Source organism: Streptomyces sp. TRM70350 (genome assembly GCF_019219825.1).
In the GTDB taxonomy this organism is placed as follows: Bacteria; Actinomycetota; Actinomycetes; order Streptomycetales; family Streptomycetaceae; genus Streptomyces.
The window spans coordinates 356,300-369,567 of sequence record NZ_JAHUXH010000001.1; the positions used below are offsets into that span (position 1 = coordinate 356,300).

14 protein-coding genes, 1 tRNA gene and 1 pseudogene are annotated in these 13,268 nt (G+C 72.1%); 13 read left to right on the forward strand and 3 right to left on the reverse strand.

Features of this window, described 5'->3' with window-relative positions; genetic code table 11:
• Positions 1 to 230 precede the first annotated feature (230 nt).
• The 12 genes from KWI83_RS01555 to KWI83_RS01610 all read left to right on the forward strand — a co-directional run bounded on the left by KWI83_RS01555 (position 231) and on the right by KWI83_RS01610 (position 10,806).
• Positions 231 to 2,234: an ATP-binding protein gene (locus KWI83_RS01555; RefSeq protein WP_218512387.1), complete on the forward strand. Its 2,004-nt coding sequence runs from the start codon at positions 231 to 233 to the stop codon at positions 2,232 to 2,234.
• Positions 2,235 to 2,335: 101 nt separating this feature from the next.
• On the forward strand, positions 2,336 to 2,770 hold the full coding sequence (locus tag KWI83_RS01560; RefSeq protein ID WP_218512388.1) for a roadblock/LC7 domain-containing protein: 435 nt from the start codon (positions 2,336 to 2,338) through the stop codon (positions 2,768 to 2,770).
• Between the two features lie 2 nt (positions 2,771 to 2,772).
• Positions 2,773 to 3,144 (forward strand): DUF742 domain-containing protein, encoded by a 372-nt coding sequence (locus KWI83_RS01565; RefSeq protein WP_218512389.1) that lies wholly within the window; start codon positions 2,773 to 2,775, stop codon positions 3,142 to 3,144.
• On the forward strand, positions 3,122 to 3,760 hold the full coding sequence (locus KWI83_RS01570) for an ATP/GTP-binding protein (RefSeq protein WP_218512390.1): 639 nt from the start codon (positions 3,122 to 3,124) through the stop codon (positions 3,758 to 3,760). The genes KWI83_RS01565 and KWI83_RS01570 overlap by 23 nt, the downstream gene beginning before the upstream one ends.
• Before the next feature lie 61 nt (positions 3,761 to 3,821).
• Positions 3,822 to 4,397, forward strand: coding sequence for a GAF domain-containing protein (locus KWI83_RS01575; protein WP_218512391.1), 576 nt, complete (start codon positions 3,822 to 3,824; stop codon positions 4,395 to 4,397).
• Positions 4,398 to 4,571: 174 nt separating this feature from the next.
• Positions 4,572 to 5,600, forward strand: coding sequence for an L-threonine 3-dehydrogenase (tdh, locus tag KWI83_RS01580; RefSeq protein WP_218512392.1), 1,029 nt, complete (start codon positions 4,572 to 4,574; stop codon positions 5,598 to 5,600).
• Positions 5,601 to 5,644: 44 nt separating this feature from the next.
• A complete protein-coding gene (locus tag KWI83_RS01585) occupies positions 5,645 to 6,838 on the forward strand; it encodes a glycine C-acetyltransferase (RefSeq protein ID WP_218512393.1) in 1,194 nt (397 codons plus the stop codon).
• Between the two features lie 52 nt (positions 6,839 to 6,890).
• A complete protein-coding gene (locus KWI83_RS01590) occupies positions 6,891 to 7,796 on the forward strand; it encodes a LysR family transcriptional regulator (protein WP_218512394.1) in 906 nt (301 codons plus the stop codon).
• A 46-nt stretch (positions 7,797 to 7,842) separates the two neighbouring features.
• Entirely contained in the window at positions 7,843 to 8,442 is a 600-nt protein-coding gene (locus KWI83_RS01595; RefSeq protein WP_218512395.1) for a helix-turn-helix domain-containing protein, read from the forward strand.
• Positions 8,439 to 8,975, forward strand: a complete 537-nt coding sequence (locus KWI83_RS01600; RefSeq protein ID WP_218512396.1) for a GNAT family N-acetyltransferase — start codon at positions 8,439 to 8,441, stop codon at positions 8,973 to 8,975. Before KWI83_RS01595 ends, KWI83_RS01600 begins: the two co-directional genes overlap by 4 nt.
• A gap of 30 nt (positions 8,976 to 9,005) precedes the next feature.
• Positions 9,006 to 9,365, forward strand: coding sequence for an MmcQ/YjbR family DNA-binding protein (locus tag KWI83_RS01605; RefSeq protein WP_218512397.1), 360 nt, complete (start codon positions 9,006 to 9,008; stop codon positions 9,363 to 9,365).
• Between the two features lie 115 nt (positions 9,366 to 9,480).
• The gene (locus KWI83_RS01610; RefSeq protein WP_218512398.1) at positions 9,481 to 10,806 is read left to right on the forward strand and encodes an MFS transporter; all 1,326 of its coding nucleotides are present in this window, start codon (positions 9,481 to 9,483) and stop codon (positions 10,804 to 10,806) included.
• Here KWI83_RS01610 and KWI83_RS01615 read toward each other — a convergent pair.
• On the reverse strand, positions 10,772 to 11,692 hold the full coding sequence (locus KWI83_RS01615; protein WP_218512399.1) for a transketolase family protein: 921 nt from the start codon (positions 11,690 to 11,692) through the stop codon (positions 10,772 to 10,774). The genes KWI83_RS01610 and KWI83_RS01615 overlap by 35 nt on opposite strands.
• Before the next feature lie 30 nt (positions 11,693 to 11,722).
• Positions 11,723 to 12,422 (reverse strand): annotated as a pseudogene (locus KWI83_RS01620) (transketolase).
• A gap of 148 nt (positions 12,423 to 12,570) precedes the next feature.
• Between KWI83_RS01620 and KWI83_RS01625 the strand changes: the two are divergent.
• Positions 12,571 to 12,644 (forward strand) — tRNA-Pro (locus KWI83_RS01625).
• Positions 12,645 to 12,719: 75 nt separating this feature from the next.
• On the opposite strand, the gene KWI83_RS01630 is transcribed toward KWI83_RS01625, so the two are convergent.
• Positions 12,720 to 13,154 carry an ATP-binding protein gene (locus KWI83_RS01630; RefSeq protein WP_218512400.1) on the reverse strand — a complete coding sequence of 145 codons (435 nt, stop codon included), beginning with the start codon at positions 13,152 to 13,154 and terminating at the stop codon, positions 12,720 to 12,722.
• Positions 13,155 to 13,268 lie beyond the last annotated feature (114 nt).

Genomic DNA, 13,268 nt, shown 5'->3' on the forward strand with positions numbered 1-13,268 from the left:
CGCTTATCGGTCTGTCGTACGAGACCTCATACCAGAGCGGGACGCTTGCCGTAGGACTTTGTCAACTGCCCACCGCACCTGATGCGTTGCCGACTACTGTGAGTGTCCGCCGGGCGACGCAGGGCCGGATTCTTCGGCGTCGTCGACCGGCACCGCGCCGCCGCATGCCCGAGTCGCGCAGACCGGGCCCGCCCCGGCCCCCGACCGATGGACCAGTACGAGGACGCCCGATGTCACACCTCCGCGCACCGGCCGCACGCGCAGACCGCCGCGAGGGCGGGCGGCACGGACGGCCGGTCGCACACCCCGTTCCCTCGCTGCCCGAGGCCCACATACGGCCCCAGCTGCTGCGTCTCGCCGTACTGCCCCCGGTCGCGGTCGCCCTCAGCGCCTGCGCGGCCGTGCTGTTCACCGTCCGCTCCACCGGCGCCCGCACCAGCCTCACCCTGTGGGCCGTACTCGCCGGCGCCGTCTGTGTGACGCTCGTCGGCATCGGGATCGCCGTGATCGCCGCCGACCGGGCCGCCCGGGCCGTGCACGAGCGGGTCGGTGCGCTGCGCCGCAGCAGCGCCCGCCGCGAGGCCGATCTCCGTGCCCTCGTCGAGGCGTTGCGCCGCGGCGAGGTACCGCCGCCGCGCAAGCCGCGCGGCGGTCCGCCCGAGGACGCCGACGACTTCGAGCTGCTCGCCGCCGACCTGGCCCGCGCGCACGACGGCGCCGTCACCGCCGTCGTACAGGCGGCCCAGCTCTCCAGCCAGGCCGGCAGCGAACAGAAGCTGGAGGTCTTCGTCAATCTCGCCCGGCGCCTTCAGTCGCTGGTGCACCGCGAGATCGCGATCCTCGACGAGCTGGAGAACGAGATCGAGGACCCCGACCTGCTCAAGGGCCTCTTCCACGTCGACCACCTCGCCACCCGCATCCGCCGCCACGCCGAGAACCTCGCCGTGCTCGGCGGCGCCGTCTCCCGCCGCCAGTGGAGCAACCCGGTCTCCATGACGGAGGTCCTGCGCTCGGCCATCGCCGAGGTCGAGCAGTACTCGCGCGTCCGTCTGGTGCCGCCGATCGACGGCACCCTGCGCGGCCACGCCGTCGCCGACGTGATCCATCTGCTGGCCGAACTCGTCGAGAACGCCACGGTGTTCTCGGCCCCGCAGACCCAGGTGCTGCTGCGCGCCAACCTCGTCACCTCCGGCCTCGCCGTCGAGGTCGAGGACCGCGGCCTCGGCATGCCCGTCGCTGAGCAGAACAAGATGAACGCCCTGCTCACCGACCCCGACCAGGTCAATGTCGCCCGCCTGCTCGCGGACGGCCGCATCGGGCTGTTCGTGGTCTCGCAGCTCGCCCGGCGGCACGGCATCACCGTCCGTCTGCAGACCAACATCTACGGCGGTGTCCAGGCCGTCCTCGTCGTGCCGCAGGCGCTGCTCGGCAACCAGCCCGACGCCGCCCGCCCCGCCCCGCCCCCACAGCACCACCAGCCCGCACCCGACGCCGGGACGGCACCGGCGCCGACCGGCACCGGACCCTCGCCCCTTCCGCTCCGCGGCACCCACGAGGAGCGGCCCAACCCGGTCGAGGCCGTCCCCGGCATCCGGCCCGAAGACCGGCCGGCCGTCGAGGAACCCACCGGCGCACCGCCCACCGGCACCGTCCGCGGCACCATGGGCAAGCCCCAACTGCCCCGGCGCCGCGCCCACCAGCACATCGCACCCCAGCTGCGCGGCGGCCCCGCACCCCGCCCGGACGCCGAGCACCTCGTCGGCCACGACCCCGGCCTGATGGCGGCGTTCCAGCGCGGCATCGGCCTCGCCGAGGCCCAGCAGCAGGCACAGTCCACCCATTCGGCGTCTGCTCATTCGGCGTCCGCTCATTCAGGGTCCGTCCACTCGGCGTCGGTGCACCAGGAGCCCTCGCACCAGGAGCCCTCGCACATCGAGCACCCGCATATGGAGCGCCCCCACACGCCGCCGGGGTCCCCGCCGGACGCCCGCCACACAGACGTGACCCCTATGCCGACGCACCTCCCCATGGCCGTACCGCACATGGACGTACGCCACATGGACGGACGCCACACGGGCGGACGGTACATGAACGGGACGCGTGCGGGCGTGCCCCCGCACGCGGGCGGACGACACATGGAGGCACCGCACGCGGACGCGCCCCCGCACATCGAGGCCGCCCATATGACCCCGGACCACCCCGCCCGGCACGACGGGAGCGGACCAGCCGGATGACCACCGCAGCTGCCGCCGCCGTCGCCACCCCTACCGCAATGACCGCCGGCGCACCCACGGGCGCGCCCGCAGACCTTCGTACCCCAAGGAGTCGAACCACCATGGCGACCGATGCCCCCACCGGCCATGTATCCGATCTCGACTGGCTGATGAGCGGCCTCGTACAGCGCGTACCGCACACCACCAGCGCGGTGCTCCTGTCCTGCGACGGGCTCGTGAAGTCGGTCCACGGCCTCGACCCGGACAGCGCCGACCACATGGCCGCCCTGGCCTCCGGCCTGTACTCCCTCGGCCGCAGCGCCGGGGTCCGGTTCGGCGACGGAGGTGAGGTCCGGCAGGTCGTCGTCGAACTCGACTCGACCCTGCTGTTCGTCACCACCGCCGGCTCCGGCACCTGCCTGGCCGTGCTGGCCGGCCGCGAGGCCGACGCCGCGGTGCTCGGCTACGAGATGGCGATGCTGGTCAAGAGCGTCCGCCCCTACCTGGTGACCGCTCCCCGGCAGCAGTCCGCCGAACCCACGGCGATGAGGCCTTGAGCGTGACGGCGGCCGGCGACGGGCCCTGGCTCGACGACGCGGCCGGGCGGCTGGTACGCCCGTTCACGGTCAGCAACGGCCGCACCCGCCCCACCGTCGCGCTCGACCTCATCTCGCAGGTGAGAGCCACCGGGGCCACCCCCCTCGGCTACCTCGGCCCCGAACACGCCCAGGCACTCGACCTGTGCCGGGCGCCCGTCTCGGTCGCCGAGGTCGCAGCCCACCTCAAGCTGCCGGCGGTGGTCACCAAGGTGCTGCTGTCGGACCTCGTCGACTGCGGGGCGCTCACCACCAAGCCCCCGGAGTTCCACCACAACCCAACGGACCGGGCCCTTCTGGAGGCAGTGCTCGATGGACTACGACGACAGCTCTGACCACGACCACGACCACGACCACGACGACGGCGCCGACCCGTTCCCCACCGCGCTCAAGATCCTGGTCGCGGGCGGGTTCGGGGTCGGCAAGACGACCTTCGTCGGTGCCGTCAGCGAGATCGCGCCGCTCAGCACGGAGGAGTTGCTCACGACGGTCAGCGCCGCCACCGACAACCTCGACGGGATCGAGAACAAGGTCGAGACGACGGTGGCCATGGACTTCGGCCGCATCACCCTCGACCCGAACCACGTCCTGTACCTCTTCGGTACGCCGGGACAGGAACGGTTCTGGTTCATGTGGGACGAGTTGTGCGAGGGCACCCTCGGCGCGGTGATCCTGGCCGACACCCGGCGCCTGGAGGACTGCTTCGCGGCCGTCGACTTCTTCGAGGAGCGCGGCCTCGGATTCATCGTCGCCGTCAACGAGTTCGACGGCGGCCACCGCTACGACCCCGAGGAGGTGCGCGCCGCCATCGACCTCGACCCGGAGATCCCCGTCGTGTGCTGCGACGCCCGGATCTCCGCCTCCGGCGTCCAGACCCTGCTCACCCTCGTACGCCATCTCATCGCCCACGCACCCGTCACCCCCGCGCCGAGCCACGGCGCCCACATGTGACACCCGCACACACCGCACCGGAGCCGCATATGACGTACGCCCACAGCGACGGGACCCGGCCATGAGGTACGACCCGCCGCGCCCGGCCGGTCGGCTGCTGCTCACCCCCGAGGACAAGGAGGCACCCGCGCGAACGCGGCGACTGCGCCAACTGGGTTTGGGGCAACGTCCGGAGCCCGCCCTCGACGCCTTCACGAGTCATCTGGCGTCGCTGACCGGTGCGCCGTACGCCATGGTCAACTTCCTCGACGACAAAGGGCAGTTCTTCGCCGGTCTGCACGCGCCCGACGTCGGACTCGTCGTCAAGGAGGACGGGACCCGGCCGGTGATGGGCCGCTTCATGCCCCGCGATCACGGGTTCTGCCCCCATGTGGTGGTCCGGCGCAAGGCGCTGGTGCTGGAGGACGTCCGTGACTATCCGCGCTTCGCGGGCAACCCGGTCGTCGACGAGTACGGCATCCACTCCTACCTCGGCGCACCGCTCATCGACACCACGGGCATGGTGCTCGGCACCGTCGGCGTCGCCGATGTCTTCCCCCGCCCCTGGGGGCGGTCCGGCCTGGAGACCATCAAGGCGACGGCCGCGGATCTCGTCGTACGGCTCCAAGCTCCCGAGACCGGCGGGCTCCCGCTCTGACCACGGCGAACGCCGGACCGGGGGCGTGAAGGAAAGCTGCGGCGGCGGTTAAGAAATCCTCGATGGACCAGGGCGGCGGCGTACGGCAGATTGCTGTGCGATTCCACTCCTCTCCCCGTCCGGGGCTGCTTCGGCATGCCGGCGGCCGGGATCTCACCGTCAGGAGCCGTAGCGATGAAGGCGCTGGTCAAGGACAAGGCGGAGCCAGGGCTCCGGCTCATGGACGTCCCGGAGCCCGAGGTCGCACCCGGCGACGTACTGATCAAGGTGCTGCGCACCGGCATCTGCGGCACCGACCTGCACATCCACGCCTGGGACGGCTGGGCGCAGCAGGCGATCCGCACCCCGCTGGTCCTCGGGCACGAGTTCGTCGGCGAGGTCGTCGAGACCGGCCGGGACGTCACCGACATCAAGACCGGCGACCGGGTCAGCGGCGAGGGCCACCTGGTGTGCGGCAAGTGCCGCAACTGCCTGGCCGGGCGACGTCACCTGTGCCGGGCCACGGTCGGACTCGGGGTCGGACGGGACGGGGCCTTCGCCGAGTACGTCGTGCTGCCCGCGACCAATGTGTGGGTGCACCGCGTGCCGGTGGACCTCGATGTGGCGGCCATCTTCGACCCGTTCGGCAACGCCGTGCACACCGCCCTGTCGTTCCCGCTGGTCGGTGAGGACGTGCTGATCACCGGGGCCGGACCGATCGGACTGATGGCGGCCGCCGTGGCCAGGCACGCGGGCGCCCGCAACGTCGTCATCACCGACGTCAGCGAGGAGCGGCTCGACCTCGCCCGCAAGGTCGGCGTCAGCCTCGCCCTCAATGTGCGCGACGCGCGGATCGCGGACGGGCAGCGGGCCCTCGGCCTGCGGGAGGGCTTCGACGTGGGCCTGGAGATGTCCGGCCGTGCGGAGGCCCTCCAGGACATGATCGCGAACATGACGCACGGCGGTCGGATCGCGATGCTCGGCCTGCCCGCACAGGAGTTCCCGGTCGACTGGGCCCGGATCGTCACCTCGATGATCACGCTCAAGGGCATCTACGGCCGGGAGATGTTCGAGACCTGGTACGCCATGTCGGTGCTGCTGGAGGGCGGCCTCGACCTCGCGCCCGTGATCACCGGCCGCTACGGCTACCGCGACTTCGAGACGGCGTTCGCCGACGCGGCGAGCGGCCGCGGCGGCAAGGTCATCCTCGACTGGACCGCGTAAGTCACTGGACCGCGTAAGTCACCTGCATTCATAGGAGCTTGTTCATGTTCGACTCCGTGCGCGACGACCTGCGCGCCACCCTCGACGAGATCCGCGCCGCCGGTCTGCACAAGCCCGAACGCGTCATCGACACCCCGCAGTCCGCGACCGTCAACGTCTCGGCGGGCGGCCGCCCCGGCGAGGTGCTCAACTTCTGCGCCAACAACTACCTCGGCCTCGCCGACCATCCCGAGGTGATCGCCGCCGCCCATGAGGCCCTGGACCGCTGGGGCTACGGCATGGCCTCCGTCCGCTTCATCTGCGGCACCCAGGAGGTGCACAAGGAACTGGAGGCGCGGCTGTCCGCGTTCCTCGGGCAGGAGGACACGATCCTGTACTCCTCCTGCTTCGACGCCAACGGCGGGGTGTTCGAAACGCTGCTGGGCCCGGAGGACGCGGTGATCTCGGACGCCCTGAACCACGCCTCGATCATCGACGGCATCCGGCTGTCCAAGGCCCGCCGCTTCCGGTACGCCAACCGCGATCTGGCGGAACTGGAGCAGCAGTTGAAGGAGGCGCAGTCGGCGAGGCGGCGGCTGATCGTCACCGACGGCGTCTTCTCCATGGACGGTTACGTGGCGCCCCTGCGCGAGATCTGCGACCTCGCCGACCGCTACGACGCCATGGTCATGGTCGACGACTCGCACGCCGTCGGTTTCGTCGGCCCCGGCGGGCGCGGCACGCCCGAGCTGCACGGTGTGATGGACCGGGTCGACATCATCACCGGCACGCTGGGCAAGGCGCTCGGCGGTGCGTCGGGTGGTTATGTCGCCGCCCGCGCCGAGATCGTCGCGCTGCTGCGGCAGCGCTCCCGGCCGTACCTCTTCTCGAACACCCTCGCCCCGGTGATCGCGGCCGCCTCGCTGAAGGTGCTCGACCTGCTGGAGTCGGCGGGCGACCTGCGCGAGCGGCTCGCCGAGAACACCGCGCTGTTCCGGCGCCGGATGACCGAGGAGGGCTTCGACGTCCTGCCCGGCGACCACGCGATCGCGCCGGTGATGATCGGCGACGCGGCCCGGGCCGGGCGGATGGCGGAGCTGCTGCTGGAGCGGGGCGTGTACGTGATCGGCTTCTCGTACCCGGTCGTGCCGCAGGGGCAGGCGCGGATCCGCGTCCAGCTGTCCGCGGCGCACTCGACCGAGGACGTGGACCGCGCGGTGGACGCCTTCGTGGCGGCGCGGGCGGAGCTGGACGCCTGAGCCCTCGGAAGGGGGAATTTGTCGACAAAGGGCGTTTGAGAGAATCGGTGCCATGATCGAGGCGCGGCGGCTCCACATCCTCCGTGCGGTGGCCGACCACCGCACCGTGACGGCGGCTGCCGCCGCGCTGTATCTCACGCCCTCCGCCGTGTCCCAGCAGCTCACGGCCCTGGAGCAGGAGACGGGGCACCGGCTGGTGGAGCGCGGCGCCAAGGGGGTACGGCTCACCCCGGCCGGTGAGATCCTGCTCAGCCACACCAACGCGGTCCTGGCCCAGCTGGAGCGGGCGGAGGCGGAACTCGCCGCGTACAGTTCGGGGGCCGCCGGCACGGTCACCGTCGCGTCCTTCGCGACCGGCATCGCCCAGGTCGTCGCACCGGCCGTGGCCCGCCTCGCGCGGACCGCGCCCGGCATCCGCATCCGCGTCCGGGACGCCGAGGGGGACGCCAGTCTGCCGATGGTGCTGGACCGGCAGGTCGATGTCGCGGTCGCCGTCGAGTACCGCGGGGCCCCGCCCGCCGACGATCCGCGGCTTGCCCATGTTCCGCTGTACGCCGAGCCGTTCGACGCTGTGGTGCCGGTCAGGCACCGGCTGGCGGGGGTGGGCGAGGTGCCGCTGGCGGAGCTGGCCAAGGATCCATGGATCGGCCCGTATCCCGGCAATCCCTGCCATGACGTCGTGGTGCTGGCCTGCGAGAGCGCCGGGTTCCAGCCCCGGCTGGAGCACTCCTCGGACGACTTCCGCGCGGTCGTGGCGCTGGCTTCGGCGGACGCGGGAGTCGCCCTCGTGCCGCGCTCCGCGCTGCGCGGGATGGACCTCACCGGCGTCGTCGTACGGCCGGTGGACGGAGTGGCGCCCACGCGCCGGGTCTTCGCCGCCGTGCGCCGGGGCGCGGAGGGGCATCCGCTGATCCAGCCGGTGCTGGGGGCGCTGGAGGAGGCGGCGGCACAGGCGTGAGCCGTCCGTAACACTGCCGTCTCATATTCGGGATACTGTCCCAGATGTGAGAAATCAGGAAGTCGATGGCCCGCACCACGTCGATGCCCCGCGTGACGTCGACGCCCGGCTCGGCGCGCGGCTCGCCCAACTGCGGGCCGAACGCGGGTGGTCCCTGGGGGACTTGGCGGAGCGCAGCGGGGTGAGCCGGTCGACGCTGTCCCGCGCGGAGCGGGCGGAGATCAGTCCCACGGCCTCGATGCTGAACCGCCTGTGCGCCGTGTTCGGGCGCACGATGTCCCAGCTGCTCAGCGAGGTCGAGGGGGAGTCAGCGCTGCTGGTACGGGCGGCCGACCAGCCGGTGTGGCAGGACCGGGCCTGCGGTTTCGTACGACGGTCCGTGTCGCCGCCGCATGCCGGGCTGCGCGGCGAACTCGTCGAGGGGCGGCTCGCGGTGGGCGCGGACATCGCGTACGACCGGCCGCCCGTGCCTGGACTGGAGCAGCACATCTGGGTACTGGAGGGGGCCCTCGCGGTGACCGTGCAGGACGCCGAGCACCGACTCGGCGCCGGGGACTGTCTGCGGTTGCGGGTGTGGGGGGCGACGCGGTTCCGGTGCGCCGGGGACGAGGATGCGCGGTACGTGCTGGCGGTGGTGTTGCCATGACCGTGAAAGCGCTGGACTCGGGTGAAGTGCTGGGCTTGGCCGGGGAGTTGGCCGGGCTGCTGGTCGACACCGTCGATCACGGGGCGTCGGTGGGCTTCCTCGCCCCGCTCGATCGTGCCGAGGCCCTGGCGTGGTGGCAGGGGCGGGCTGCCGGGGTGGCCGCCGGTGAGCTGGCCGTCTGGGCGGCGTACGAGGGGACGCGGCTGGCCGGCACCGTGAGCCTCGCCTTTCCGGACAAGCCCAACAGCCGGCACCGGGCGGAACTGGTGAAGCTGATGGTGCACAGCGAGGCACGCGGGCGGGGGCTGGGGCGGCGGCTCCTGGACACCGCCGAGCGGGCGGCCGTCGCGGCCGGGGTGACGCTCCTGCACCTGGACACCGAGACCGGCAGTCCGGCCGAGCACCTCTACCGGACGGCGGGCTGGACCCGGCTCGGCGCGATACCCGACTACGCGGCGAGCCCGGCGGGGGTGCTGCGGCCGACGACCATCTACTACAAGCAGGTCGGGGCGAAGGCGGCACTCGCCGGTTGACTGTCAGTGGCAGGCGCTACCTTGCGTTGCATGCCGGATGCCGAAGACGTACGCCGAATCGCCCTGTCCCTGCCGGACACGACGGAGAAGATCGCCTGGAGTATGCCCACGTTCCGGGTCGCGGGGAAGATGTTCGCCACGCTGCCGGAGGACGAGACCTCCATCGCCGTGCGCTGCCCCAAGGAGGAGCGGGACGAACTGGTCCTGGCCGAGCCGGAGAAGTTCTGGGTGGCCGATCACGAGGCGCAGTTCGCCTGGGTGCGGGCACGGCTGGCCACGCTGGAGGACGAGGACGAACTGCGGGACATCCTCGCCGACTCGTGGCGGCAGGCCGCGCCGTCCCGAGTGCTGGAGGCCCATCCGGAGCTGGGGCTGCCTGCCGGGGGGTGACATTCCCTCCGGAGTTGTGAGTGGCGGTGGCATGATCCGAAGGGGTGGGGGCTTGGCTGCCGGTGCGGAGACCGGTGGGCCTTCTGCGGGATCCGTGGGGAGGGAGCGCGAGGGGATGGGCGGGACGCCGGACAACGTTGCCGAGGCGCGTGGGACGGGCCAGGAGAGCGGGGACAGCACAGGGGCCGGACGGGGTGCGCGGGCGGTCTGGTCACGGGACTTCGGGTTGTTCTTCGTCGGACGGGCGGTCGCCCGGCTCGGCGACACCATGCTCCCGGTGGCCCTCGCCGCCGGCCTGCTCCAGCGCGGGTACGGCGCCGGTGCGGTCGGTCTCGCCATGGCGGCGACGGCCGGGGCGTTCGCCGGGCTGGTGGTCTTCGGCGGAGTCATCGCCGACCGGTTCAGCACCCGCAAGCTGATGATCGGGGCCGACGTGGTGCGGCTGGGCACGCAGGCCCTCACGGCCGCGCTGTTCTTCACGGACCGCGTGGTGCTCTGGGAGATCTGCGCGATCGGCGTCGTGAACGGCGTCGCGAGCGCCGTTTTCCAGCCCGGCGTCGCCGGCATGGTGCCCCGGCTGGCCTCCGACATCCAGGGCGCGAACGGCGCGATACGCATCGCGGAGTCCGCGGCCCAGCTGGCCGGTCCGGCGGTCGCGGGGGTGCTGGTCGGCCTCGCGTCGGCGGGTGGCGTCTTCGCCGCGCACGCCGCCACGTACGCGGTCAGCGCCCTGTGTCTGCTGTTGCTCCGGCTGCCGCCACTGGCGCCGGGCAGCCGCTGCGCCGGGCGCGGGGCGAGTGCCTTCAGGGCCGATCTCGTGGAGGGCTGGCGGGAGTTCCGAGCACGCACCTGGCTCTGGGGAGTCATCGCCGTGTGGTGCCTGTACATGATCGCTGTCTTCGGCCCGACCGTGCCGCTGGTGGCGACGGAGGTGGTCCAGGAGCACGGCCCGCGCGCCTACGGCCTGGTCAACTCCGCCCTCGGCGCCGGCACCGTCGTCGGTGGACTCCTCGCCCTGCGGCTGCGCCCGCGCCGGATGCTGCGGGCCGGGGCGATCGCCCTGTTCGGCTTCGCCGGGTTCCCGGCGACCGTGGGGCTCGGCCTCGACATACCGGCGATGGCGGCCGGGGCGGCCGTCGCCGGGGCCGGGATGTCCTTCTGGGGCGTCATGTGGGCGACCAGCGTGCAGACCCAGGTCGAGCCCGGCGTCCTCAACCGCATCCACGCCTACGACGTGGCCGGCTCCCTCGCGATGCTGCCCGTCGGCCAGGCCCTCGCGGGCCCCGCCGCCGCGGCCCTCGGGGCCGACCGTGTGCTCCTGGTCTCCGGCGCGATGAGCTTCGTCGTCGTGATCGCCCTGCTCGCGGTGCCCGCGATACGTGGTCTGGTGCGCGTCGACACCAACCTCACGCGCGCACCGGCATCCGTGTCCCCGTCGTGAAGCCCACGATCCGCTCGCGCAGCGACCGCGCGTCGAGCCCGTGGGCGGCGACGTGCTCCGCGATCGTGCCGTACCGCCGCAGCTCACGGCGCCCCACGCCCAGCCCCAGCACCCGGTGCGGTACGTCGGCGAGGGCGTCGTTCGCGGCGGTCGTCGAGGTGCCCGCCAGACAGGGCTCGACGAGGACGACGTCCGTCCCGGCCGTCTGAGTGGCCCGGCGCAGGGCGGCCGCGTCGAACGGCCGTACGGTCGTCGCGTACAGCACGGTGACGTCGAGGCCTGCCGTGGCGTCAAGCACCGCGTCAAGGGTCGGCCCGACGGCGACGACCACGCCGGAGCGTCCCTCGCGGACGGTGTGGAAGCGCGCTCCGTCGACGGGGAGGGCCTGGGCGTTCGACTGCAGGGACAGCCGGACGTACACCTTGTCGTCACCGGCGGCCACCGCGTGCCGCAGCAGCGTCTCGGCCTCGTCCGGGTGGCCGGGCACGTGCACGGTCCAGCCGTCGAGGGTGTCGAGCAGCGCCACATCGCCGGGAGCCATGTGCGTGTAGCCGCCCGCCGGCCAGTCGAAGGACGCGGCGGCGCTCACCAGCACCGCGCCCACGCCCTGGTGGCCGAGGTCCAGCTTGACCTGCTCGAACGGCCGCTCCACCAGGAAGCCGGCGAAGGTGTGCACGATGGGCCGCATTCCGGTGAGCGCGAGTCCCGAAGCCGCCCCGATCAGGAGCTGCTCGCGGATGCCGACGTTGATCACCCGGTCGGGATGGCGGCGCCGGGCCTCGACGAAGCCGGCCACGCCGATCTCGGCGAGCACCACGGCGACGCGGGGATCCTCGTCGAGCAGCCGCAGGGCGACGGGGGCGAGACGGTCACGCATGGTATCCATGGCTGTGGTGTCCTTCCTCGGACCGGGTTGTCACTCGGACTTGGGTTCGACCTGGGCGACGACCGCATGCGGGCGGCCCGGATGCGGCGCGGTGAAGGCGGCGTACAGCGCCTCGTGGTCGCGGCCGTCGACCGTCACGGTGGACCAGCCCGCCACCTCGAACCGGGCGGCGATGCCACCGGGCCGGGCATCGCTGGCGGAAGCGTTGTCGATGACCACGGTGTGCAGCCGCTCCAGCCCGGCGGGCCCGGCGAAGGCGATCGCCTCGTGGTTGCTGCCCTCGTCCAGCTCGGCGTCCCCGGTCAGCACCCACACCCGCGGCTCGTGCAGCCCCCGGGCGCGCAGCCAGCGCCGTACCGACGCCGATCGGCAGCCCGTGGCCCAGCGAACCGCTGCCGATCTCCACGCCCGGCACCAGCATCCGGTCGGGATGGTGGCCGAGCGGCGAGTCGTAGGGGCCGAAGCCCGGCAGCCAGTCCACGGGGACGAAGCCCTTGGCGGCCAGGACGGCGTAGTACGCCATCGGACCGTGCCCCTTGGACAGCAGGAACCGGTCCCGCTCCGGATCCTCCAGCCGCTCCGGGCCGATCCGCAGCACGCGGTCGTGGAGCACCCACAGCACGTCCAGCGCGGATGTGGCCGCGGGCCCGTGCTTCTCGTCGCCGGTCATGAGCGCCATCAGGCGCGGCAGGTCGGCGTACCCGTACGTACGTTCTTCGGTGATCGTCATGCGGACGATCCTGCAACCTCAACCAAACTTGAGATCAAGCGCCGGCGTGCTCGGTGCGGCGGCCATAAACGGGTGCGCGACCACCGAGCCGAGTGCGGTATTGTTTCCATGCGCGTTCGCCCGGGGGAAACCCCAGGTCAGACCGCACCGGGACGTGGCGCAGCTTGGTAGCGCACTTGACTGGGGGTCAAGGGGTCGCAGGTTCAAATCCTGTCGTCCCGACGGTGCGAAGGGTCTTCGCAGGTGAGAGCCTGTGGGGCCCTTTTCGCGTGCATCGGCTGGAGAAGAGGACCGGCCTCAGCTCCGGCCGAACTGCAGCTCCGCCCACCGGCTGGTTCCGCCGGAATGCACTCGTACGCCGCACCGGGCCGCGAGCGTCGTGACGATGCCGAGACCCCGGCCGTGCTCGTCCGGGTCGACAGTGGACGCCGACGGGCCCGCCACGGGAACAGGCCCCATGTCGGTCACTTCGACGCGTATGGCTCTGTACCGGTCCACCTGGCTCCGCGAGAGCCTCAGCGTCGCCGGGGGCAGAGCGTGGACGATCGCATTGGTGAGCAGCTCCGAGACGACCAGCAGTACGTCTTCGGCGATGTCCGCGGCCAGGTTCCAGTCGGTGAGGACCGGGCGTATGCGGCGGCGTACGGCCGAGACGGCCCCCGGGGTGTGCGGCAGCGAAAAGACGTGTTCGACTTCCCCACGACGCGCGGCATTGAGCTGCGCTGTTGTCATGTGTTCTCCTCCTCAGGGAAGCCCTGCCGACTGCAGGCCGGGCTGAATGCACGCTATGGAGGGAAATGCGACCGGTCAACGAAGAGCGGTCGGTATTACCGAACGACAGTCCCA